Raw genomic sequence first — 22,985 nt, 5'->3', positions numbered from 1 at the left:
TCGCGCTGCACCGCACGGTCGCGGCGATGACGTCTTAAAATAACGTTCCGGCGCGGCGTCGCGCCCCGTTTCCAGCGAGTGAGATCGAGATGAGCACGAAAGTTTTTGTCGACGGACAGGAAGGCACGACCGGCCTGAAAATTTTTGAATACCTGTCGCAGCGCGCCGACGTCGAAATCCTGCGTATCGAAGAAGCGAAGCGCAAGGACCTGGACGAGCGCCGTCGTCTCATCAACGCGTCGGACGTCACGTTCCTGTGTCTGCCCGATGTCGCCTCGCGCGAGTCGGCCTCGCTCGTCGAGAACGACCGCACGGTGCTGATCGACGCGAGCACCGCGTTCCGCACCTCGCCCGACTGGGCCTACGGCCTGCCCGAGCTGGCTCGCTCGCAGCGCGAGCGCCTGCGCACCGCCAAACGCATCGCCGTGCCGGGCTGCCACGCCTCGGCGTTCGTGCTCGCGATGCGCCCGCTCGTCGAAGGCGGCGTCGTCGCGCCCGAGTTCGCCGCGCACGCCTATTCGATCACTGGCTACAGCGGCGGCGGCAAGAAGATGATTGCCGACTACGAGGCCGGCGGCAACGACAGACTCAAGAGCCCGCGCCCGTACGCGCTCGGCCTCACGCACAAGCACCTGCCGGAAATGGCCACGCATACGGGCCTGAAGTCGGCGCCGATCTTCACGCCGATCGTCGGCGACTTTTACAAGGGCCTCGCGGTCACCACGTACTTCTCGCCCGGCCAGCTCGCGAAGAAGACGACGCCGCAGGACGTGCAGGCTCAGTTCGCCGAATACTACGCGGGCGAAGCGTTCGTGCACGTCGCGCCATTCAACGCCGACGCGAGTCTCGACAACGGCTTCTTCGATGTGCAGGCGAACAACGACACCAACCGCGTCGACCTGTTCGTGTTCGGCAACGAAGAGCGCTTCGTGACCGTCGCGCGGCTGGACAATCTCGGTAAGGGCGCGTCGGGTGCGGCGATCCAGTGCATGAATCTCGCGATCGGCGCGGCCGAAGACACCGGTTTGAAACGCTAGGCGAGTCGACCCGCATCCGCGGTGCCACGAAAAAAGCCGGTCTTTGCAGACCGGCTTTTTTGTTTTAAAGCCCGCTCATTAAAATTGATACAAGACATTTCTGCCTGGTAGCCTCGGCGCCATACTCGCCGCCGGTGCGGGCAAGCCGGGGCTGCCGCAGGTGTCGGCGAAGGCGTCGTCGTGGGCGCCGGTGTTCAACGCGGGCCTTGCCTACAACATCACCGAGCACTGGGGGCTCGTTGCGTCGGTCACGTATATCCCGCTGAAGACGACGTCGTCGGTCATCATCAAGGCGGCCGATGGGACGGAGCTTGGTATGTCGAAGGCGGATCTGGGCGCAAACCCGATCATTTCCTTCCTGGCCGTGTCGTATAAGTTCTGAATTTGATTTTCCGCGGTCGCGACGCCGCTTTGGGCGCGCGGCGAATTCCGGGCAAAAAAAAGCCCACCTAGGTTGGCGGGCTGAATCCATATCAGAGGAGACATGGAGGAGACAAGACGAACTATAGCAGACCGCTTGGTGCGTTGCAACATGCAAATTAGGGTTGACCCTCAATGTTGCAGACATACAACGGTCACATGGGTACGGCTCAGTTTTCCCTTGTCTACCGACACGCGCGGTGCTTAGTGCCTCACCAGCGCCATCATCGCGCCGAAACCGACGAACACACCGCCCGTCAGCCGGTTGAACATCCGCGCGACGCTGCGGCTCTTCAACCTGGCGCCGATGCGCGTGCCAAAACCCGCATACACCAGATACCAGCTGACCTCGATCGACGCGAACGTCGCGAGCAGCACGCCGAACTGCGGCAACTTCGGCTGGATTGCATCGATGAATTGCGGCAGCAGCGCGGCCGCGAACAGGATCGCCTTCGGATTGCTGCTCGCGACCAGAAAGCCGTTGCGAAATAGCGCGAAGCGCGAGCGCGCGGGCCGGGCTGTCAGGTCGTCGACGTTGTGCGCGGCGGTTTCGTCGGCCGGCGCGCGCCATGCCTTGATGCCCAGATATACGAGGTAGGCCGCGCCGATCATGCGCAGTGCATTGAACATGGTCGGCCATGCCGCCAGAAACACGCCGAGCCCCGCCGCCGATACCGCCAGCATCAGCACCAGCGCCGACAGACAACCGGCCATCGTCGCGCTCGCGCGACGCAGGCCGTGCTGGGCGCCGTGCGTCATCACGAGCAGCATGTTGGGACCGGGAATCGCGGAAACGACGAAAACGGTGGCGGCGAACAGCCACCAGGTATGCAGAGTCATCGAAATCGGGTGTAGGGGGATCGGGCGGCTATTATGCCTTGCCGCCCAGCGTGACTCATGCGGCCACGCTGCGTCGATCGCTCGCGTCGGGCGATCGACAGCGCCGTCAGCGGCCGGCCCGGCGCGTCGCGACCTGACCCAGCACCGCGAAATCCTTCTCGCCGTCGCCGTGCGCGATCGCCTCGATCAGGCTGTCGCGAACCACGCTCGCGACCGGCATCGGCGTCGTCACCGCATCGGCGGCGGCGAGCGCGAGGCGCACGTCCTTCAGTCCCAGACGCGCCTTGAACAGCGCCGGCTCGAAGCGCTGCTCGGCGATCAGCTTGCCGTAGCCCGAGTACACCGGTCCCGGGAACAGACCGCTCGTGATCACGTCGAGAAAGTCCTGCATCGCGAGGCCGTGGCCCGTCACGAGCGCGGCCGCTTCGCCGAGCGTCTCGATCGCCGCGCCGAGCATGAAGTTCGCGGCCAGCTTCATCACGTTCGCCTGCTGCGGCAGCGAGCCGATGCGCCAGGTCTTCTGGCCGAGTGCGTCGAAAATCGGCTGGATCCGGTCGATCGATTCGGCCGGGCCGCCCGCGACGATCGTCAGCTTGCCCGCGGCCGCGACGTCGGGCCGCCCGAGCACCGGTGCGGCGACGTAATGCACGCCGCGCGACGCGTGCGCGGTCGCCAGTTCCTCGGCGAGCGCCACGGAAATCGTCGCCATATTCGCGTGGATCAGCCCGCGCGGCGCATGTTCGAGCAACGACGCGGTGATGACTTCGCGCAGCGCGGCATCGTCGGCGAGCATCGAGAACACGGCGTCGCCCGCAAACGCTTCAGCCGGCGTCGCGACGACTTGCGCGCCCAGCCCGGCCAGCGGCTGAGCCTTTTCCGGTGAGCGGTTCCACACGCGCACCTGGTGCCCGGCTTTCAGAATGTTTGCAACCATCGCGGCGCCCATCTCGCCGAGACCGATAAAACCGATGTCCATCTATCGCTCCGTCTTCTATAGAACCCGAAGTAGAGCACACTCATGCGACAAGCGCAGGACAACGCGCAACCCGAGCGGTGCGATACTGCAGGCATGGTCACCGCGACATTCCGCTTCTACGAGGAGCTGAACGACTTCATCGCCCGGCCGCTGCGCCGGCGCGCGTTCACCTGCGTCTGCGCGCGCGGCGCAACGACCAAGCACATGATCGAAGTGCTCGGTGCGCCGCATACCGAGGTCGAACTGATACTGGTGAACGGCGACTCGGTCGGTTTCGATCATCCGCTCGCCGACGGCGACCGCGTCGCGGTCTATCCGAAATTCGAGGCGCTCGACATCCAGCCACTGCTGCGCGTGCGCGAGCGGCCGTTGCGCGTGATGCGCTTCATCGCCGATGCGCATCTCGGCGGCCTCGCGCCGCTTCTGCGGCTTGCGGGCTTCGATACGCTGTACGACAACCACTTTCCCGACGCCGATATCGAGGCGCTCGCCGCCGCGCAGCAGCGCATCGTGCTGACGCGCGACCGCGAGTTGCTCAAACGCCGCAACATCACGCATGGCTGCTACGTGCGCGCGCTGCGGCCGCGCGAGCAGTTGCGCGAAGTGTTCGACCGGCTCGATCTCGCGCGCAGCGCGCAACCGTTTCGGCTATGCCTCGTATGCAACGCGCCGCTGCGACGCATCGCACGCGAGGAAGCCGGCCCGCGCGTGCCGCGCGGCGTGCTGCAGCGGCACAGCCGCTTCGTGACCTGCGATGTATGCGGACGCGTGTTCTGGGAAGGCACGCATTGGCAGAGGATGCGCGCGTTGATGGACAGCGTCTCCGCCGGCGCACCGGACGGTGTCGGCTGACGCCCCGCGCTTGCGTACAATGCGGGTTGATCTATTTGGCAGAGGCCTTTCCGATGATGAAAAAAACCGACCTTGAAAAGAACAAGGCGCTGAAACTGGGCAACGCGATGAAACAGGCGACCGCTAACCGCGGTGGCAAGAACGCGGCGACCGAGCCGAAGATCGACCGGCGCGAGCAGCGCAAGCTCGATCAGGCGCAAGGCCTCGTCCCGTTTGCGTGCAAGCTCAACGGCGAGCTGGTGGAGGAGCTGAAAACGCGCGCCGCCAGACATCCGGACGGCCTGAACGGGCTGCTGGATGAAGTGATCCGGCGCGGGCTCGCGGGCTGATCTTCCCGCGCGCAATATCCGCCGCAACAGCAAAAAGGCCAGAGCGCGAGCTCTGGCCTTTTTGCTGGCAACGCATCTGCCGTCACCGGCTGCACCGACCGGCAACCGGTGCGGCGCAGCGCTATGTCGCGCCCAACGAGCGCGCGTTGGCTTAGTTCTGCACGCCCTTGTCGTTCGTGCCTGCTGCCGAAGCTGCGGCGGAAACGTGTGCCTTCTTGCCGTGGGTCTTCAGCTGCTTGACGTGGTGCTTCTTCGGTGCGCTTGCTGCTTCCATAGCAGCGGCATCCGATGCCTGCGCGAAAGCCTGAACGGAAACGAGTGCGATCGAAGCGGCTGCGAGCGAGACGATAACTTTTTTCATGTGTTGATCCCCAAACCAGACGACTGAGTCAATGTGAATGAATACAGCTGCACGGTAGAGCGGCTGGACTTCGAGGTGCCTTGTGCTCCCCGCGGGAGAGTATTACCCAGGCGTAGGCGGTTTGTCATGCGCAAAACTCGATATGTATTTTCCGGGAGACAGCCTGCTTTCAGCGTGCTTTCATCTACCTGCAAGCCGCAGCGGGGACCCTGCCAGGTCCCCGTGAAGCCGCCGCCCGCGCGCCTCGCCGACCGCTTCGCGGCGCTCAAACCAGGTTCCGCAGCAGGCTTGCGGTCTCCTGCAGCGCCGGCAAAACGCGGTGCAGCGCGGCGTTCGCCGACTCCTCGCCGATCGGCATGCTGACGCTGATCGCCGCGACCACCGTACCGTGCCGGTCGCGCAGCGGGACCGCGACGCCGCGCACACCGATCTCGAGCTGCTGGTCGGTGACCACGTAGCCGTTGCGGCGGATTTCGCCAAGCACTTCTCTGAGCCGTTCGACGGTCGAATAGGTGTACGGCGTGAAAACCTTGATCGGATAGGACGCGAGCCACGGGTCGATACTGTCGGGCGGCTGGAACGCGAGCAGCACGAGCCCCGCCGACGATAACGGCGCCGGCGCGCGCGAGCCGGTCACGAAGCCGACCGCCATCGCCCGATTCACGCCGTTGCGCGCGACGTAGACGACGTCGTGTTCGTCGAGGATCGCGACCAGCGCGGTTTCCTGCACGGTCGCGGTGATCCGCTGCAGGAACGGTTGCACCGTGCGCGGCAGCCGCGCCGAATCGAGGTAAGACTGGCCGAGCCGCAGCACGCGCGGCGCGAGCCAGAACAGCTTGCCGTCGGTGTCGACGTAGCCGAGCTCGCGCAGCGTCAGCAAATAGCGGCGCGCAGCCGTGCGCGACAGGCCGGCGCGCGCGGCGACCATCGTTGGCGTCATGCGCGCGTGCTCTTCGTCGAATGCTTCGATGATCGCGAGCGCCTTCGCGGCGCCCGCGATCCAGTCCTTGTCGTCCATGTCGTTTGCTCGTGGAAGGAGCGGGGGATCGCGGTCCGATCCGCAAGTCGCTTGATCACCGCGATCCGCAGGCCGGCGACCGCACGGCCGTTGCGCGATTATCGCGCGACTCGCGGGGTTTGCCTGCCCGGCGCGCAACGCCCGCGTATCATGTGAGCGATTCCTTACCGGCTGAGCACCGCGTGGCGCGCCTGCGCGGCTTCCCAGCGCGATCCCAAGACAAATCAGAAGAAATCTTGAATCCCGATACCCGCCAACACCTGCGCGCGAACGTGCTGATGCTGATCGCCGCGATGATCTGGGGCTCCGCGTTCGTCGCACAGCGACTGAGCCTCGATACGATCGGCCCGTTCCTGTTTACCGGCTTGCGCTTTCTGCTCGGCGCGCTCGTCGTGCTGACGATGATCGTCTGCGTGCGCCGCCCGGCGCTCGCCGAGCTGACGAAGCGCGCGCCCGGCGGAGCCCGCGAACTGCTTGGCGCGGGCGGGCTGCTCGGCGTCGTGCTGGCCGTGTCGATCTCGCTGCAGCAGATCGGCCTGCAGTACACGAAGATCGCGAACGCGGGCTTCATCAGTTCGCTGTATGTGGTGATCGTGCCGCTGCTCGGCGTGCTGTTTCGCCACCGGACTGGCCTCGGTACGTGGCTTGGCGCGCTACTGGCGGCCGTTGGCATGTACTTCCTGAGCGTCGACGAGCACTTTTCGATGCTGCACGGCGACTGGTATCAGCTCGCCGGGGCGCTGGTGATTTCCGCGCAGATGATGCTGGTCGGTCGCTTCGCGGCGCGCCACGACACGCTGATGCTCGCACTCGCGCAGTTCGTGACCTGTGGGCTCGTGTGTCTGTCGATCGGCCTTGCCGTCGAACCCTTTAGCGCCGCGATAATTGCGCGAGCCGCGCCGACGATCGGGTACGGCGGTGCGTTATCGGTGGGCGTCGCGTATACGATCCAGGTGGTCGCGCAGCGCTACGCGGCGCCCTCGCATGCGGCGGTGATTTTCAGCATGGAAGGCGTGTTCGCGGCGTTTGCGGGCTGGCTCGTCCTCGGCGAAACGCTGACGACTCGCGCGTTGTTCGGCTCTGCGCTGATGCTCGCGGGATTGATCGTGTGTCAGATACTACCGGGCTGGAAACGCGCCCGGCAGCATGCGCCGCAGGTGATGTGATTTACAGCGTTATAAAACGATTCGACGCCAACGCTCGGTGCGCGATGCGCGCCGACAGGCGTCTTGCCCCTTCGCCCAACTATGCCGCACGCGGATGAGCGAAGGGGCTCGCCGTATCGGCGGTTGGCGGAAACACGCACCAGCAGCCGTCGTCGTGGCGAAAGAAGAACAAACCCCGCCCGCCCTGTTCCGGCGACGTCTCCACCCGCACATAGCGCCGGCCGCCCGCACGTGTGCGGCTGAACTCCGTCACGTGAACCGGCTCGGCCGGCGATGGCGAAAGCCACTTCTCGACCAGAAACCGCAACGACTGTTCGCTCGCGGCTCTCATGATCTGCTCCGGAACAGCTTGTCGCGCTGCGCATCGCGCGTGGACTCGGGACTGTCGTCGTCGCGAGCGGCGTCGCCGTTCTCGGCGGCCTCGGCGGCTGCCAGCGCCATCATCCGACTGGTCGCGACCGCGCGCAACGAGCTGCAATGGGCCGCATGTCGAAGGTCCGACAGAAGACGGACTAGCTGTCGTGCTGATCTGCGTTTCATACATCCCCCGCACTGCACCAGAAACCTCACAAAGCACTTTAACTCTATGCCGGATTGTTCGCTGGGCAAATGGTTTTGACTAAATAGCAACAGTTGCGCTTGCAATAAGACGGCGCGCAATCTTCGTACCGAGTTATCAGTGTGCGTGTTCGGTGGGTGGAAATCTGTGCGTTGGCGAGCCCTTCGCGTCGCGCGAAGCGTCGATGCGGGAGCAACGGGAAGTGTCGGTCGGAGGCGTGGTTATCCACAGCGACCTCTGAATAACTTCGGGATAGTGCGACGAACAGCCTGTGCGCGAAATCTTGATAAAGATCAGGGTCGGCTAACGGCGTTCGAACTTATCCCAGTTATGTAGTTTTTCTACCGACGTGTTCCGCAGGGTTATAGGTTTCGCATGATGTTGAAGCGGCGCGACATTTGCGACTTATCCACAGAATCGGTTAACCCTTGTTAACTACTACTACGTATGTATACGTATCAAGTAAACACCATAAGGTGAATATCGCTGCGCGCCTGAATCAGAGGCTGATCGGACCTTGATCAGCCTCGATGCGAAAGCCGCTGCACGGCTGTCACGGCACCAGAGGCGCCGTGCCGCTCGCGGGTTCGATCGCTGCAGCCTGGCCAATCGGGTCGGCGGGCTGGACCGGCGAGGATGTCGACGGTGTCGTCAACGGAACCGGTGCGGGCGCGGTTAACTGCGCTGGCGCGGGCGCTGACTCGACCGCCTGAGCCACAGTTGGTGGCGTCACGGCGACAGGCTTGTCGGTCGTCGGTTGGGCGAGCGCTGGTGACGTCGTCTGAACCGGCACGGTCGGCGTCGCTCGAACTGCAGCGGAGGTGGTCGCCGCTACCGGCTCGGGCACCGGCTCAGGGATCGTCAGTTGAAGCGGCGCTGCTACCGGCATCGGCAGCGCCCGCGTCTCGATCGGGCTGCTCGTCACCGGCTGCGTGCGCACGACCGTCTGCAAGTAATGATCGACGAGACCGAAAAAGCGGTCATAGAACTTGCCCGACGGAATCGTCTCGCTCGAGATCTTCACCATCGCGTCGCTATTCGAGCGAATCGGCAGCGACAGCGAACCGAGCACGCTGAGCCCGACGCTCGCCGACGTATCGCTCTTCTTCAATGCGAAGCCGTTCTGCACCGCGTTCACGTACACGATGCTGGTATCGGCCGCCTCTTCGCCGGGCGTGCACACGACGTGAAATTCGACGACCACGTGCGAATCGCCGGTCGGCTGAAAATTCTTCGTGCCGTCGACGGTATCGGGACGCGACATCGTCGTCAGATAGCCTTGGCTCAGCAATGCGCGGCGCGCGGCTTCGCAGCTATCGCCCGTACTCGAATTGAAATTGCGCGCGTACGGGCTTGCGCCGGTTTCGAATAGTTCCTGAGTGAATTGGGGTTGCGGCGTGCTGCTGCATGCCGTGAGCGCGACCAGCCCGAACAGGGCCGCGGCGGTGGTGCGGGAAAAGGGGTTCTGCATGATCGGTTGCGAGAAGCGCCTCGTGAGCGCGAATGGAAATGCATTGTAGAGCGGGCAGCGTCACGTGCGTAAAAAGCGTGCAAGGTACAGCCCGGACCCTATTACAGCGGGAAATAGGGCGTCAACTTGAAGCACGCCGCCGCGCCCTCGCAGTGCAAACGGGTGAAAATACGAGAAGAGACCGCGCGTGCGTGCCTAGTTCGACGTCGTGCGCGCCGAGCCCACCGTCGCGGCCGAAGTCGACCCAGAGGTCGCGGCCGACGATGCCCCGGCTGCCCCGCTCGCGGCGGGTGCCGCCGATGCAATGAACGCCGCCGGCACGCTGAACGCGTCGGCCCACGGGTTCGCGCTGGCGCAACGATCCGCCTCGCACGACGCGGCCCGCCCAGCGGCCCCGGAAGCGCCGTCAGCGGGTGTCGCAACCGCCGCGAAATCCTCCACGCGCAGATTCACCTTCTGCGCATAAGCCTTTGAGCCGCCATAGCTCTTGAGCGCGGTATTCAGATCGCCGTTCGCCGAGCGCATGTAGCCGTACAGAATCGCCGAGCCCGCTTCGATGTTCGCACCCGGCTCGGTCAGATCCTTCACGTTGCGCAGCAGGCCGCGGTGCGCCTGCGGCACGACCTGCATCAGCCCCGTCGCGCCATTGGCGCCGCGGGCTTTTTCCTTGAAGCGGGATTCGATCGAGATGATGGCGAGCAGCAGCGCCGGAGGAAGGGAGTATTTGTTGGCGGCGGATTGCACCGCGTCGGAGATCTTTTGAGCCTTTTCTTTGCCCACACCGAACTTCTGCGTCAGGTACGCCGATATTCGGTCGGTGTTTTCGTCGGCCGCCGCGGTTTGCGCGAGGCCGAGCGAAAGCACGATCAGGCAAAGTAACCGGCTCATAGTGGACGTCGGAGGAAGCAAAGATCCGCGCATTATAGCGCCGCCGCATCGGGCGGCGCCTTTCCTCGGCAATTTTTGTCTTTTAAATCAAGGGTGAGCGGAACTCGTCCCGCTTTCCGATGGGTTCATTTGACCGCTTTTGACTTCAGGTCATAGCCGTCGCTCAGCGTCGCGAGGAACGCGGCGACGTCCTCGATATCACGCTCGGACCAGACCGGACGCTCGCCCGTTTTGCGCGTCAGCGGCTTGTCGGTCGTATCGACGTTCACGCGCAGTGCGACCGGCAGATCGTTGAATTTGTCGACTTTGCCGTGCGCATCCCTTGGATACCACTTGTCCGGGTTCGTATCGCGTTGCACGTAGAAACGCAAGGCCTCTTTCAGCGTGTGGAAGCGACCGTTGTGAAAAAACACGTGACGCGTCGCGGTATTGCGCAGCGATACCGACTTGAACAGTCCGCAGTTCAGCTTGTCGCTCTGATCCGTGCGCAATGGTCCGCACAGGCCCATGTCGAAATACTTCGGATCGGCGTTGACCTTCAGTTCAGCGTTGCGCGGCACGCCAAGCGCCTGAAAGTTGAAGTCGGTGAAAAGCGGATGAGCGCCGTTCACGCCCGACTGGTCGATATGACAGGATGCGCAATTGCCGCCGGCGGGGTCGTCGAACAGTTTTTTGCCGCGCAACTCTTGTGCAGTTAGTTGCACTTTCCCGTCCAGGTAGTAGTCGAACTTGCTCGTGTACGGATGAAAACTCGGGTCTTCGAGCTCGAAGCGCTCGATCGCGTACATCGCCTGGGTGAACGCCTTGGTCGGATCGGCAAAAATGTTCTGGCCGAATACTTCCTTGAAGCGCGCAGCGTATGGCGCGCGCTGCATCTTCGCGAGCAATGCGGCCGGATCCTTGTTGGCCATCTCGTTCGGATTGAACAGCGGGAAGTTCGCCTGATCGTGCAGATAGTTGAAGCGCCCGTCCCAGCCGAAGCCGCCGACCGGCGCGTTGTCCGTTTCGCTGAGCCGCTCGGACAGGCTCGCCGCCTGCGCATGCGTCCAGATCGGCGTACGGTTCAGCACGTAGCGCAGGCTCGGCACCGCGCGCGTGCCCTGCTGATGCAAGTCCACGCCGCCCAGTTGCGCGGCGAGACCGTTGGGCGGCCCGTACGCGTGCTCGGGACTGTGACAGCTCGCGCACGACATCTTGCCCGAAGCCGACAGCGCCGGATCGAAGAACATCAGTTTGCCGAGCGCGGCGGCGTCACTATAGACGGGCTTCGCATCGGCGGATGCCGGTGTCGCATTCGACGCAACAGCGCGCGCCGCACCGGCGCCCCCCAGTAACGCGCCGCCCATCAGGGCGGCGAGCGCTATCCGACGCGCGCTCGCGCGCGTCGTGAATCGCATGACAGAAGACAGCATCGAGTCTTTTACAGGTTCGTGAAGATGTCGCTGCCGAACCCCACCAGACCGGCCTGTCCCGCATAACCAAGGTGGTCCAGCTGGAAGATGTCCTCGATGCTCTTCAGCATCGAATAGTGGTTGTACGGCACTGTGGACACCGTACCCGGCTTGATGAACTTCGAGATCATCACAGCGCCGGTCTGGTCGCCGCCGTAGCTCGACTTGGTCAGGTTGATCGTGATGCCGTTATAGGCGAGCGACGAAGTCTCCGGGAACGACGGCAGGTTCGGGCCGGGTTGCTGGCTACAGCAGGTCGTGCCCGCAAATACCAGATCCTCGCCCGACGCGGACTGCGTGACCGTCGCGTAGCTGCTTTCGTCGAAGTTGATGATCAGCAGGCCATCCTTCTGGAACGCCGGCGATGCGGTGATGATCGGCACCCACTTCTGCAGGAACGTGTTCGCGCTCGTCAGGCCGCCCGGCTGGCCGTTCACGCAAGGTGCGTCGTGGCCGTCGTCGCACAGGTTCGGCGTGATCAGGTTGAAGTTCGCCGTGGTCGAGACCGATTGCAGATCGTTCTGCAGGTTATTCAGATTGACGACGTGCTGTCCGCAGTCCGGCGAATCGATGATCGAGTGGAAGTACATGAACGGATTGTGGCGCGTCGCATACTGGTCGCCGAGCGGCACGGCCGCGCTCGGCGCTTCGGCCGACTGCGTCAGGTCCGTCGTGTTCAGCGTCGGATGGCCGCAGGTAGCCGCTTCGCGCGACGGATCGTTGCCCATGTCGCCTTCATAGCCCTTCCACGTATAGCCCGCTGCCTTCAACTGGTCCGGCAACGTCTTCACGCTCGCCGGATACACGCAGCCCGAGCCGATCGCCTGGCCATCGGACGTCATGCCGGTCAGCTTGAAGTCCTGATAGGTCATGCAGTCGTTGTCGGTCTCGTTGGTCGGCGACTGGCCGCTGATCATCGAGATGTAGTTGTCGAGACTCACGTGGCCCGTGCCGTAGTACTGCTGCACGAGCGCGCCTTGCGATGCCAGCGTTTGCGCGAGATACGGCGCTTTGGTGTTGGCGCCGAATGTGGTCGCGTAGTTTTCGTTTTCGAGCGTGATCACGAAGACGTGGCGAATCTGCTGCTGTCTGGTCAGTTGCAGCCCGCCGGACGAAGAAGACGAGCCACAGGCGGCCACGATCAAAGCGATTAAAGCCGCGCAAGCGGCCATGATGAGTGCGCGTAGCCCAATGCGGTGTGACATGTTCGTTGCCCTCTGTTGCTGTCTCTTTGTTGCCCTGTCGGGAATGCGGTTTTATTTGCGGGCAGACTTTATGGAGCACCTATGACATTGCCGTGAAAGTTGACGTTCGTTCACCGATAAAACCATTGGCGAACCAGCGGGTTGCCGACTCGATTCACGCTTCGCGCCGATTTGAGACAATGCGCGTCGGCCGCGCGCATCGTTGCGCGCCGCCTCAACGAACAACCGATGTTTTCAGCTATGAGCAAGACCGCGTTTATTCCCAGCGTCCCCGGCACGTCGGAGGACGACTTCGAGATTTCGGCGAGCGCGAAAATGGCCGGCTACCGGCGCTTCTTCGGCGTGTTGAAGGTGCTGCGCACGACCGACGGCCGCGTGCTGTTTCCATTCGATGGCGCGCCCGAACTGGGCCCACACGCGAGCCGACTCGAAGCGCTCGCGGCCGCGCAGGTGTATGGCGAACACATCGTCGCGAGCGATCTGGCGCGGCCGGAGTTGTAGGATTCGTCGATCACCCGGCGATATGCCGATACGCGAAAAAATGCGGATGGGTCAGCGCACGCGTACCCGGTTTGCCGCGCCGGCCCCCGCACGCGCGGCGAGCACCCCACCGAGCACGCCGCCGACATGGCTCTGCCACGACACATCCGGATAGATCGGCAGTACGCCGAACAGCAGGCTCAGACCGTAGCTGCTGACGACGACCAGGGCCACGAGGATCGACACGAGATTGCGCGTGTAGTAGCCGCGGGCGACCAGGTAGCCCGCATAGCCGAACACCAGCCCACTCGCGCCGATATGCACCGAATACGGCGCGCCGAATAGCCACGCGCAAAGACCGGCGCCGAGCATCGCGCCGATGGTCGCGCGCCAGAAGCCGGCGATGTTCGGCCACGTACACAGCCAGCCGAGTACGACGAGCCCGCTCGTGTTGGCGGCGATGTGTCCGACGCTCGCATGCAGCCACGGTGCGAACAGGATGCCCTGCAAGCCGTCGAGCGAACGCGGCACGACGCCGTGTTCGTTCAGATGCAGGAACGGCAACGCAACCGACAGAAAGAACACCGCCCACATCGAACCGACGAACAGCGCGATTAGCACGACGCGTGACTTCAGCTTTTCGGTTAGCGTGTTGGGAGATGAGGTCTTCATGATGACGAGGCCACGTGGGATGTCGACAGAGGGTAGTCGATGTGGCGTCGTCACGTCGAGGCATCGTGGCAAGACAGATGCCGATGGTGTTTCGTCCGCCGGACCGCATGGCGGCGCGGCGGAATGCGTGAGCTTGCGGCCCGGTTTGCCGCTACGTCTTCGTCACTCCACCGTCACCGACTTCGCCAGGTTCCGCGGCTTATCCACATCCGTGCCACGCGCACAAGCGGTGTGATACGCGAGCAACTGCAGCGGCACGACGTGCAGGATCGGCGACAGCAAGCCATAGTGCTCTGGCATCCGGATCACATGCAGCCCTTCGCCGTTGACGATCTTCGTATCGGCATCGGCGAACACATAAAGCTCGCCGCCGCGCGCGCGCACTTCCTGGATGTTCGACTTCAGCTTTTCGAGCAGCGCGTCGTTCGGCGCGACCGTCACCACCGGCATCGCTTCGGTCACGAGCGCCAGCGGCCCGTGCTTCAGCTCGCCAGCCGGATACGCCTCGGCGTGGATATACGAAATCTCCTTGAGCTTCAGCGCGCCTTCGAGCGCGATCGGATAGTGCATGCCGCGTCCGAGGAACAACGCGTGTTCCTTGCGCGAAAACTCCTCCGACCACGCGATGATCTGCGGCTCCAGCGCGAGCACGCTGTTGAGCGCCGCCGGCAGGTGGCGCAACTGCTTCAGATAACTCGCTTCCTGGTCGTCGTTCAAACGTCCGCGCAGCTTCGCGAGCGTTGCCGCCAGCGTGAACAGCGCAACCAGCTGCGTAGTGAATGCCTTGGTCGACGCGACGCCGATCTCGCGGCCCGCGTGCGTGAGGAACGACAACTCGGTCTGCCGCACCATCGCGCTCGTGCCGACGTTGCAGATCGCGAGCGTGTGCTTGTGGCCGAGCTCCTGCGCGTGCTTGAGCGCCGCGAGCGTGTCGGCGGTTTCGCCCGACTGCGAAATCACCACCACCAGCGACTTCGGATTCGGCACCGACTCGCGATAGCGATACTCGCTCGCGATCTCGACCTGAGTCGGAATCTTCGCGAGCGATTCGAGCCAGTACTTGGCGGTGAGCCCCGAGTAGTAGCTGGTGCCGCACGCGAGAATCAGCAGGCTGTCGATGTCCGCGAACACCTGGCGCGCGCCTTCGCCGAAGATCGAGGCATCGAACGCGTCGGCCTGCGGAATCGTGTCGGTGATCGCGCGCGGCTGCTCGAAGATTTCCTTCTGCATGAAGTGGCGATACGGGCCGAGTTCGACCGCGCCGCCATAGGCGGCCACCTGGCGCACCTCGCGTTGCGCGGCCTCGCCCTGGCGATCGGCGATGCGCACGCCATCGAGCGACAGTTCGCAGACATCGCCTTCCTCGAGGAAGATGAAGCGCTCGGTGCTGCCTGCGAGCGCGAGCGCGTCCGATGCGAGGAAGTTTTCGCCGTCCCCGAGCCCGACCACGAGCGGCGAGCCCTGACGCGCGCCGACCACCGTATGCGGCTGATCCTTGTGCAGCACCGCGATCGCATACGCGCCGTGCAGTTGCGCGATCGCCTCGCGCACCGCAGCGAACAGGTCGCCGCGATACAGGCTATGGACCAGGTGCGCGATAACCTCGGTGTCGGTCTGCGAGACGAACTCGTAACCCTTGCCGCGCAGCATTTCGCGCAAGGTCTCGTAGTTTTCGATGATGCCGTTGTGTACCAACGCCAGCGCATCCCGCGAGAAGATCGGGTGCGCGTTGTCGGTGACCGGTGCGCCATGCGTGGCCCAGCGTGTATGCGCGATGCCCGTCACGCCTTCGAGGTGACCGTCGCGCACCTGGCCTTCGAGGTCGGCCACGCGCGCGACGCTGCGCGCGCGGCTCGGCCCGCGAGCGCCGAGCACGGCGACGCCGCACGAATCGTAGCCGCGATATTCGAGGCGCCGCAGTCCTTCGACCAGGACGGGAACGATATTACGTTGCGCAACCGCGCCGACAATGCCGCACATGGTGTATTCCTTTTCAGTGCCGGATTCAGTGAGCGCGCCTCGTGGGCACGCCGTATCGATCAGCTTTTCTTTTTGACAGGGCGCACATAGCCCGTCTTGCTCGTCTGGGTTTTATCGTTCAACACCAGCGCGTCGGCGGCGACGTCCTTCCACACCGTGGTGCCGGCCGCGATCGTCGCGCCGCGCTGCACGCGCACCGGTGCGACCAGTTGCGTGTCCGAGCCGACGAACACGTCGTCCTCGATCACGGTGCGGAATTTGTTGGCGCCGTCGTAGTTGCAGGTGATCGTGCCCGCGCCGATATTCACGCGCGCGCCGACATCCGCATCGCCGATGTAGGTGAGGTGGTTGGCCTTCGAGCCATGACCGAGCACCGCGTTCTTGATCTCGACGAAGTTCCCTACATGAGACTCGTCTTGCAGCGCCGCGCCTGTGCGCAAGCGCGCATACGGACCGACAACGGCCTTCGCGCCGACTTCCGCGCCTTCGATGTGCGTGAACGCATCGACGCGCGTACCGGCGCCGATACTCGCGTTGCGAATCACGCAGTTCGGCCCGATGCTGACGTTGTCGGCCAGCGTCACACGGCCTTCGAACACGCAGTTGACGTCGATCGACACGTCGCGGCCGCATTCGAGCGTGCCGCGCACGTCGACGCGCGCCGGGTCGGCGAGCGTCACGCCCGCGACGAGTAGCGCGTCGGCGACATTGCGCTGATGAATCCGCTCGAGCTCGGCGAGCTGCTGCTTGCTGTTGACGCCGAGCGTTTCCCACTCGTCGTCGGGCTGCGTGGTGACGACTTCGACTCCGGCTTCGATCGCCATTTCGACCGCGTCGGTCAGATAGAACTCGCCTTGCGCGTTGTCGTTTTTGAGCGCCGCGAGCCAGCCGGCAAGGCGCGCGGTCGGCGCGACGATGATGCCGGTGTTGATTTCGGCGATCTTCAGCTGCTCGGGACTCGCGTCCTTCTGCTCGACGATGCGTTGCACGTTGCCGTGCTGATCGCGCACGATGCGGCCGTAACCGGTCGGGTCGTCGAGCGTGACGGTGAGCACGCCGTAGCCGTCCTGGCCGGCACGCCCGGTCAGTGCGCGCAGCGTTTGCGCACGCGTGAGCGGCACGTCGCCATAAAGCACCAGCGTGGGCAACGATGGATCGAGCAGCGGCAGCGCCTGCTGCACCGCGTGGCCGGTGCCGAGCTGTTGCTCCTGTACCGCGAACTGGATATCGGGCGCCGCGACGGCTTCGCGCACGGCTTCGGCGCCGTGGCCGATCACGACGATCAGGCGGGCGGGCTTCAGCGCGCGGGCGGTGTCGATGACATGAGCGAGGAGCGGCCGGCCGGCCAGAGGATGGAGCACCTTGGGAAGCGCGGACCGCATGCGCTTGCCGGTACCTGCCGCCAAAATGACGATGTTCATGGCGTCGGCAAATAGACGAGTTTGGAGCGGACGATTCTATCATGCTGCACCTGCAAAAAAGGCCGCAGACGCGGCCTCGGCAGGGCTTGCAAGCCAGCGGAAAAGCGCCGGAATGCCGCCGGAACAGGCACTTTTCGCTCGTTACAGGTCGTCGAACTGGACCAGCGAAATGGTCTTCGCACTGGTGAGCGGCGCGCCTTCGTCGCCGCTCGAGCATGGTTCTTCGTCGAACGCGATGTCACCTTGCGGGTCGGCTTCGCCGCTCGCGCGCAGCCCCGCGAACGCAAACAGCTGGTGATCCATCAGATGCGACGGCACCACGTTCGACAACGCATTGAACATGTTCTCGATGCGGCCCGGGAAACGCTTTTCCCAGTCGCGGACCAGCGCCTTCATTTCCGCGCGCTTAAGGTTTGGTTGGCTACCGCACAGATTGCACGGAATGATCGGGAATTCACGCAGCTCGGCGTACTTCTCCAGATCGGTTTCCTTCACGTAGGCGAGCGGCCGAATCACGATGTTCTTGCCGTCGTCCGATTGCAGCTTGGGCGGCATACCCTTCAACTTGCCGCCGTAGAACAGGTTCAGCAGCAGCGTTTGCAGGATGTCGTCGCGATGATGGCCGAGCGCGATCTTGGTCGCGCCGAGCTCGCCGGCGACGCGATACAGGATGCCGCGCCGCAGCCGCGAGCACAGCGAACAGGTGGTCTTGCCCTCCGGCACGAGCCGCTTGACGATGCTGTAGGTGTCCTGATTCTCGATGTGAAACGGGATGTCGAGCTGGGTCAGATACTCGGGCAGCACGTGCTCGGGGAAGCCCGGCTGCTTCTGGTCGAGGTTTACCGCGACGATGTCGAAATTGATCGGCGCGCGCTCGCGCAGCCGTATCAGGATCTCGAGCATCGCGTAACTGTCCTTGCCGCCTGACAGGCACACCATCACCTTGTCGCCGTCCTCGATCATGTTGTAGTCGCCGATCGCCTGGCCGACCTGGCGCGCGAGACGCTTGAAGAGCTTGTTGTTCTCGTACGCTTCCTTCTGCTCGCGGCGCGTGAGCGGCGATTTCGAGGCGCGGGCGGCGCTCGGTGCCGCGGTGGCGTCAGCGGCTTCGTTGTCTGCGGTCAGGATTTCCGGTGCGTTCATCGCTCAGTCCTCCTTGATGCGGAAGACTTCGACGCCGACCGCATCGCAGTCCGGATACACGTCCGGCTTTTCGGTCGACACGCGGGCACCGCGCACCTGCGGATGTTCGAGCATCGCGCGCACGAGGTCGTCGCACAGCGTTTCCTGCAGATGAATATGGCCTTGCGAGACGCGCCTCGCGATCGTCGAGCGCATGAAGTCGTAGTCGACGACTTCGGTGAGCTTGTCGTGCACCGGCGTGGACATCGCGAGCGGCACGAACAGTTCGACGTTGATCACGACGCGCTGCTCGCCGCGCTTTTCGAAGTCGTGCACGCCGATATTGATGTGCACTTCGTAATTGCGCAGAAAAAGCCGGCGGCAATCGGCGAGCCGGGGGTGCGAAAGAGCGGCAAACATGTTCGTTCCAGTCCAAAAAAGCGTGCGAGGCACGCAAAGGGGCGCTTCGCCACACGCGATGGCCGCCTCGAAGGCCGGCCACGCGCGCGGGTCAGGCGCCCGTCAAAAACATCACGTCGCGCGGCAGCGGCACGAGATGCTGCCCGCCGTCGACCACCAGCGTCGTTCCGGTAACGCCGGCTGCATCCGCGAGATACAGCGCGGCGGCGACGATATCCTCGGGCCGCGACGCACGGCCAAGAGGCGTCATACGGTGAGCGGCCTCGAACCCGTGCTGGGTCTGGTCGCCCGATTGCATGGTCAGCCCGGGCGCGAGCCCGACCACCCGGAGCTTCGGCGCGAGCGCCTGAGCGAGCGCGACCGTCGCGGTCTGCAGCGCCGCCTTCGACAGCGTGTACGACAGATAGTCCGGGTTCATGTTGTACAGCTTCTGATCCAGCACATTGATGACGACGCCGCGCTGGCTTTCGTCGCGCAACGCCGCATCGGGCGTCGCGTCGTAAAGCATGCGCGCGAGCACGAGCGGCGCGCCGACGTTCATCGCGGTCAGCTTCAGCAGCAGCTCGTAGCCGACGTCGCGCGCCGTGTCTTCCTCGAAGCGCGACGCGTTATTGACGATGCACGACGGCCGTCCGAGCGCAGCGGCGCAGTCCGGCAGCAGCCGGGCGACCTGCGCCTCGTCGCCGAGCTCGGCGTGCAGCGCGACCGCGCGGCGGCCCAGCGCGACGATCTGCGCGACCACTTCGTCGGCGTCCTCACGCGAGGCACCGTAGTGCACGGCCACGTCCCAGCCGCGCGCGGCGAAGCCGAGGGCGAGCGCGCGCCCGATGCGGCGCGCGGCGCCCGTAATCAGCACGACGCGGGGCGTTTCGGGCGGCAGTTCAGCCGCGCGGGCAGCGATGTCCGGAGAAACGGTCATTTACAATGCGGGGATGAATCCCAAAGCTCACCAACCCGATAGTTTACCTGCTCCCGGCCCGAGCGCGCTCGCGCAGTCCGACGCGCTCGTCGCCGAGATCCGCGCGCAGCTCGACGCGGCCGGCGGCTGGCTGCCGTTCGACCGCTACATGGAGCGCGCGTTGTACGCGCCGGGTCTCGGCTACTACAGCGGCGGTGCGCGTAAATTCGGCCTGCGCGCCGACGACGGCAGCGACTTCGTCACCGCGCCGGAATTGTCGCCGCTGTTCGCCGCGACGCTCGCGCGCCCGCTCGCCGAAGCGTTGGAGGCGAGTGGCACGCGCGACGTGATGGAGTTCGGCGCCGGCACCGGCAAGCTCGCCGCGGGCTTGCTCAATGCGCTCGACACGCTCGGCGCCGAGATCGACAGCTATTCGATCATCGATCTATCGGGTGAGCTGCGCGAGCGGCAGCGCGAAACGATCGCGGCGGCCGCGCCCGCGCTGCTCGCGAAAGTGCGCTGGCTCGACGCGTTGCCGCAGCGCTTCGAAGGCGTGGTGATCGGCAACGAGGTGCTCGATGCGATGCCGGTGCGGCTCTTCGCGCAAAACGGCGGTGTCTGGCGCGAGCGCGGCGTGGTGTGGCGCGACGGCGCCTTCGCGTTCGACGACCGGCCCGTCGCGGCCGCCGCGGACCTCGCGCTGCTGACCGAAATCGATGCGACCCGCGAACCGGCCGGCGACGACTACGTGACAGAAACGCACGAAGCCGCGCGCGCCTTCACGCGCACCATCTGCACGATGCTAGCGCGCGGCGCGATCTTGCTGATCGACTACGGTTTTCCGCGCCACGAGTACTACCACGACCAGCGCGCGCAGGGCACGCTGATGTGCCACTACCGGCACCGCGCGCACGGCGACCCGTTCCTGTACCCCGGTCTGCAGGACATCACCGCGCACGTCGAATTCACCGGCATCGCCGAGGCGGGCGTCGAGACCGGCGCGGACCTGCTCGGCTTCACATCGCAAGCGCGCTTTCTGCTGAACGCGGGCGTCACCGAGGTGCTCGGCGAAATCGATCCCGCCGACGCCGCGCGCTTTCTTCCCGCCGCCAACGCGGTACAGAAGCTGCTGTCCGAGGCGGAGATGGGCGAGCTCTTCAAGGTGATCGCGTTTTCGCGTGGACTCGACGATACGCTGCGCGCCTTTTCGAGCGGTGATCGTTCGCATACGCTGTGATTGTGAATCCGCTCTGGCTCGAGGACTCGCGATGATTCGCTGGCTTTTGACGACCTTCGTTGCCGTCGCGGTGCTGTCGTCGTGCTGGCCGTGGCTGAGGAAGCTCGGCATCGGCCGGATGCCCGGCGACGTGACCTTGCGGCTGTTCGGCCGCGAGTATCCGTTTCCGTTCATGTCGACGCTGGTGCTGTCGATGCTGTTGTCGCTGTTGGCGCGGGTGTTGTAGGCGCCGTCGCGCGCTACCGCCGTCGCGCGCTACTTTACGCCCGCGCGACTTCAAGCCAGCGCAGCCTCTACCGCACGCACGCGCTCCTCATGCACGGCGTCCTTGATGCCGGCCGGCGCATCGGCGAGCCGCTGCGCCACTGCCCCTGCATCCACGCCTCGCGCGGCCACCAGCGCAAGCCTCAGCCGCTCGGCCTGCGGGTACGCGCTCATCTCGAGGCCGAGCCGCCCGCGTGCATCCGACTCGCAGGCCTGCAGCGCCTCGGCGAAGCGCGCCGGCTTCCTGATCGCGTCGCTGCGCTCGAGCAGGCGCACCAGAGCCGCCGCCCCCATCTCCATCACGCGATGAATATTGCCGTGCTCGCGCGCGACCAGCACCGCCAGATCGCGGCACTCGTTCGGCACGCGCAGCCGCTCGCACAGCGGCTTCAGCAGATCGACGCTGCGGCCCTCGTGGCCGATGTGCCGCGGCAGCAGGTCCTCCGGCGTGGTCGCCTTGCCGAGGTCGTGCGTCAGCGCCGCGAAGCGCACCGGCAGCGCGTAGCCCTGCTGCGCGGCATGGTCCAGCACCATCATCACGTGGACACCGGTATCGACCTCGGGGTGATAGTCGGCGCGCTGCGGCACGCCGAACAGCGCGTCGATTTCCGGCAGAATCCGCGCGAGCGCGCCGCAGTCGCGCAGCACGCCGAACATCCGCGACGGCTTCTTCTCCATCAACCCGCGCGACACCTCCTGCCACACGCGCTCGGCCACCAGCGCATCGGCTTCGCCGTCGGCGACCATCTCGCGCATCAGCGCCAGCGTTTCCGGCGCGACCGTGAAATCGACGAAACGCGCCGCGAAACGCGCGATGCGCAGAATCCGCACCGGATCTTCGAGGAACGCGGCGCTGACATGGCGAAAAAGCCGCGCCTGCAAGTCAGCCTGGCCGTTGAACGGATCGATGACGGGGCCGGTCAGCTCGCCGTCCGGGCGCACCTCGCGCGCCATCGCGTTGATCGTCAGATCGCGGCGCGCGAGGTCTTCTTCGAGCGTCACGTCGGGCGCATAGAAAAACTGGAAGCCGTGATAGCCGGCCGCCGTCTTGCGCTCGGTGCGCGCGAGCGCGTACTCCTCCTGCGTCTGCGGATGCAGGAATACCGGAAAGTCCTTGCCCACCGGCCGATAGCCCTGCGCGACCATCTGCTCGGGTGTCGCTCCCACCACCACGTAGTCGCGGTCCTGCACCGGCACGCCGAGCAGCTCGTCGCGGACCGCGCCACCTACTGCATAGATGTTCATGGGCATTCGTCTTGATAGGCGATCGCGTGCGTTTCGCGGCGCGAGGCGTCGATCCATGCATTGACAGCGGGCAGCTCGGTGAGCCGCTCGACATAGGCGGCTGCGGTCTCCGACAACGCCGGCTTCCACGTGTTGAAGCGCATCGCGACCGGCGCGAACATCGCGTCGGCAATGCCGAATTCGCCGAACAGGAACGGACCGCCGTAGGTCTCGAGGCAGTCGCTCCAGATCGTCTCGATCCGCGCGATATCGGCGAGCGCGCCCGGCGTCGCGTTCTTGCCCGGGAACGACGCACGGATGTTCATCCACATCTTCGAGCGCAACTCGCCGAACCCCGAATGCATCTCGGCGCTGACGCTGCGCGCATGCGCGCGCGCCGCCGCGTCTCGCGGCCACAGCGCGTGTTGCGGGAAGCGCTCGGCGAGCGTTTCGGCGATCGCCAGCGAATCCCACACGGCCTGCCCGGCGTCGTCGATCAGGCACGGCACCTTGCCCGGTCCACGCGGCGCCTGAGCGCGGATCTTCGCATTCGTGTCCGCTTCGTCCAGCAGGATCAGTTCCTCGTCGAACGGAATGCCGAAGTGCGTGAGCAGCAGCCACGGACGCATCGACCACGACGAATAGTTCTTGTCACCAATCAGCAGTTTCATACTTGTTATCAGGTAGAGGGAAA

24 protein-coding genes and 1 pseudogene are annotated in these 22,985 nt (G+C 64.8%); 8 read left to right on the top strand and 17 right to left on the bottom strand.

All coding sequences use genetic code 11. From position 1 onward, the window contains the following. Positions 1 to 89: 89 nt before the first annotated feature. Both argC and F6X40_RS29620 read left to right on the top strand, forming a co-directional pair. A complete protein-coding gene (argC, locus tag F6X40_RS29625; RefSeq protein WP_184034699.1) occupies positions 90 to 1,037 on the top strand; it encodes an N-acetyl-gamma-glutamyl-phosphate reductase in 948 nt (315 codons plus the stop codon). Between the two features lie 109 nt (positions 1,038 to 1,146). Beyond that, a pseudogene (locus F6X40_RS29620) lies at positions 1,147 to 1,419 on the top strand (OmpW family outer membrane protein); the annotation flags it as partial. Between the two features lie 242 nt (positions 1,420 to 1,661). Here F6X40_RS29620 and F6X40_RS29615 read toward each other — a convergent pair. Continuing rightward, on the bottom strand, positions 1,662 to 2,297 hold the full coding sequence (locus tag F6X40_RS29615) for a LysE family translocator (RefSeq protein ID WP_187630256.1): 636 nt from the start codon (positions 2,295 to 2,297) through the stop codon (positions 1,662 to 1,664). 106 nt (positions 2,298 to 2,403) lie between these two features. Next, entirely contained in the window at positions 2,404 to 3,273 is an 870-nt protein-coding gene (locus F6X40_RS29610) for an NAD(P)-dependent oxidoreductase (protein WP_184034705.1), read from the bottom strand. A gap of 93 nt (positions 3,274 to 3,366) precedes the next feature. Here F6X40_RS29610 and F6X40_RS29605 point away from each other — a divergent pair, with 93 nt between their 5' ends. Both F6X40_RS29605 and F6X40_RS29600 read left to right on the top strand, forming a co-directional pair. Then, the gene (locus F6X40_RS29605; RefSeq protein ID WP_187630270.1) at positions 3,367 to 4,125 is read left to right on the top strand and encodes a Mut7-C RNAse domain-containing protein; all 759 of its coding nucleotides are present in this window, start codon (positions 3,367 to 3,369) and stop codon (positions 4,123 to 4,125) included. A 53-nt stretch (positions 4,126 to 4,178) separates the two neighbouring features. Beyond that, positions 4,179 to 4,454 carry a hypothetical protein gene (locus tag F6X40_RS29600; RefSeq protein ID WP_187630255.1) on the top strand — a complete coding sequence of 92 codons (276 nt, stop codon included), beginning with the start codon at positions 4,179 to 4,181 and terminating at the stop codon, positions 4,452 to 4,454. Between the two features lie 151 nt (positions 4,455 to 4,605). On the opposite strand, the gene F6X40_RS29595 is transcribed toward F6X40_RS29600, so the two are convergent. Further along, complete coding sequence (locus F6X40_RS29595) at positions 4,606 to 4,815, bottom strand: hypothetical protein (RefSeq protein ID WP_184056380.1); 210 nt, start codon at positions 4,813 to 4,815, stop codon at positions 4,606 to 4,608. A gap of 265 nt (positions 4,816 to 5,080) precedes the next feature. Beyond that, positions 5,081 to 5,833: an IclR family transcriptional regulator C-terminal domain-containing protein gene (locus tag F6X40_RS29590; protein WP_018418696.1), complete on the bottom strand. Its 753-nt coding sequence runs from the start codon at positions 5,831 to 5,833 to the stop codon at positions 5,081 to 5,083. A 236-nt stretch (positions 5,834 to 6,069) separates the two neighbouring features. Here F6X40_RS29590 and F6X40_RS29585 point away from each other — a divergent pair, with 236 nt between their 5' ends. Further along, positions 6,070 to 6,999, top strand: a complete 930-nt coding sequence (locus F6X40_RS29585) for a DMT family transporter (protein WP_187630254.1) — start codon at positions 6,070 to 6,072, stop codon at positions 6,997 to 6,999. 79 nt (positions 7,000 to 7,078) lie between these two features. On the opposite strand, the gene F6X40_RS29580 is transcribed toward F6X40_RS29585, so the two are convergent. The 5 genes from F6X40_RS29580 to F6X40_RS29560 form a co-directional block, all read right to left on the bottom strand. Then, positions 7,079 to 7,330 carry a hypothetical protein gene (locus F6X40_RS29580; RefSeq protein ID WP_187630253.1) on the bottom strand — a complete coding sequence of 84 codons (252 nt, stop codon included), beginning with the start codon at positions 7,328 to 7,330 and terminating at the stop codon, positions 7,079 to 7,081. A 781-nt stretch (positions 7,331 to 8,111) separates the two neighbouring features. Then, positions 8,112 to 9,029 (bottom strand): DUF2242 domain-containing protein, encoded by a 918-nt coding sequence (locus F6X40_RS29575; RefSeq protein ID WP_187630252.1) that lies wholly within the window; start codon positions 9,027 to 9,029, stop codon positions 8,112 to 8,114. Between the two features lie 195 nt (positions 9,030 to 9,224). Beyond that, a complete protein-coding gene (locus F6X40_RS29570) occupies positions 9,225 to 9,917 on the bottom strand; it encodes a lytic transglycosylase domain-containing protein (protein ID WP_187630251.1) in 693 nt (230 codons plus the stop codon). 125 nt (positions 9,918 to 10,042) lie between these two features. Further along, positions 10,043 to 11,314: a cytochrome-c peroxidase gene (locus tag F6X40_RS29565; protein WP_187630250.1), complete on the bottom strand. Its 1,272-nt coding sequence runs from the start codon at positions 11,312 to 11,314 to the stop codon at positions 10,043 to 10,045. A gap of 23 nt (positions 11,315 to 11,337) precedes the next feature. After that, a complete protein-coding gene (locus tag F6X40_RS29560; protein WP_187630249.1) occupies positions 11,338 to 12,573 on the bottom strand; it encodes an alkaline phosphatase family protein in 1,236 nt (411 codons plus the stop codon). A 240-nt stretch (positions 12,574 to 12,813) separates the two neighbouring features. Between F6X40_RS29560 and F6X40_RS29555 the strand changes: the two genes are divergently transcribed. After that, positions 12,814 to 13,074 (top strand): DUF6723 family protein, encoded by a 261-nt coding sequence (locus tag F6X40_RS29555; protein WP_184035068.1) that lies wholly within the window; start codon positions 12,814 to 12,816, stop codon positions 13,072 to 13,074. A gap of 51 nt (positions 13,075 to 13,125) precedes the next feature. Here the strand turns inward: F6X40_RS29555 and F6X40_RS29550 are convergent, their stop codons facing one another. From F6X40_RS29550 to F6X40_RS29525, 6 genes are all read right to left on the bottom strand, one after another. After that, the gene (locus F6X40_RS29550; protein ID WP_187630248.1) at positions 13,126 to 13,725 is read right to left on the bottom strand and encodes a rhomboid family intramembrane serine protease; all 600 of its coding nucleotides are present in this window, start codon (positions 13,723 to 13,725) and stop codon (positions 13,126 to 13,128) included. A gap of 162 nt (positions 13,726 to 13,887) precedes the next feature. Continuing rightward, entirely contained in the window at positions 13,888 to 15,705 is a 1,818-nt protein-coding gene (gene glmS / locus F6X40_RS29545; RefSeq protein WP_187630247.1) for a glutamine--fructose-6-phosphate transaminase (isomerizing), read from the bottom strand. 59 nt (positions 15,706 to 15,764) lie between these two features. Next, a complete protein-coding gene (glmU, locus tag F6X40_RS29540) occupies positions 15,765 to 17,126 on the bottom strand; it encodes a bifunctional UDP-N-acetylglucosamine diphosphorylase/glucosamine-1-phosphate N-acetyltransferase GlmU (RefSeq protein ID WP_187630246.1) in 1,362 nt (453 codons plus the stop codon). Between the two features lie 141 nt (positions 17,127 to 17,267). Then, positions 17,268 to 18,269, bottom strand: coding sequence for a tRNA 2-thiocytidine(32) synthetase TtcA (gene ttcA / locus F6X40_RS29535; protein ID WP_187630245.1), 1,002 nt, complete (start codon positions 18,267 to 18,269; stop codon positions 17,268 to 17,270). 3 nt (positions 18,270 to 18,272) lie between these two features. Then, entirely contained in the window at positions 18,273 to 18,668 is a 396-nt protein-coding gene (locus F6X40_RS29530; RefSeq protein WP_090802589.1) for a dihydroneopterin aldolase, read from the bottom strand. Positions 18,669 to 18,759: 91 nt separating this feature from the next. After that, positions 18,760 to 19,587, bottom strand: coding sequence for an SDR family oxidoreductase (locus tag F6X40_RS29525; protein WP_184065800.1), 828 nt, complete (start codon positions 19,585 to 19,587; stop codon positions 18,760 to 18,762). A 13-nt stretch (positions 19,588 to 19,600) separates the two neighbouring features. Here F6X40_RS29525 and F6X40_RS29520 point away from each other — a divergent pair, with 13 nt between their 5' ends. Further along, the gene (locus tag F6X40_RS29520; protein WP_187630244.1) at positions 19,601 to 20,803 is read left to right on the top strand and encodes a class I SAM-dependent methyltransferase; all 1,203 of its coding nucleotides are present in this window, start codon (positions 19,601 to 19,603) and stop codon (positions 20,801 to 20,803) included. A 31-nt stretch (positions 20,804 to 20,834) separates the two neighbouring features. Continuing rightward, positions 20,835 to 21,029: a DUF2905 domain-containing protein gene (locus F6X40_RS29515; RefSeq protein ID WP_018418711.1), complete on the top strand. Its 195-nt coding sequence runs from the start codon at positions 20,835 to 20,837 to the stop codon at positions 21,027 to 21,029. A 50-nt stretch (positions 21,030 to 21,079) separates the two neighbouring features. Here the strand turns inward: F6X40_RS29515 and F6X40_RS29510 are convergent, their stop codons facing one another. Further along, positions 21,080 to 22,312, bottom strand: a complete 1,233-nt coding sequence (locus F6X40_RS29510) for a multifunctional CCA addition/repair protein (RefSeq protein ID WP_090802586.1) — start codon at positions 22,310 to 22,312, stop codon at positions 21,080 to 21,082. Beyond that, a complete protein-coding gene (locus tag F6X40_RS29505; RefSeq protein ID WP_187630243.1) occupies positions 22,309 to 22,962 on the bottom strand; it encodes a glutathione S-transferase family protein in 654 nt (217 codons plus the stop codon). Before F6X40_RS29505 ends, F6X40_RS29510 begins: the two co-directional genes overlap by 4 nt. Between the last annotated feature and the right edge of the window lie 23 nt (positions 22,963 to 22,985).

The organism is Paraburkholderia sp. UCT31, from assembly GCF_014397655.1.
Lineage (GTDB): Bacteria > Pseudomonadota > Gammaproteobacteria > Burkholderiales > Burkholderiaceae > Paraburkholderia > Paraburkholderia tuberum.
This window is presented reverse-complemented; position numbering and strand designations above follow the sequence as displayed.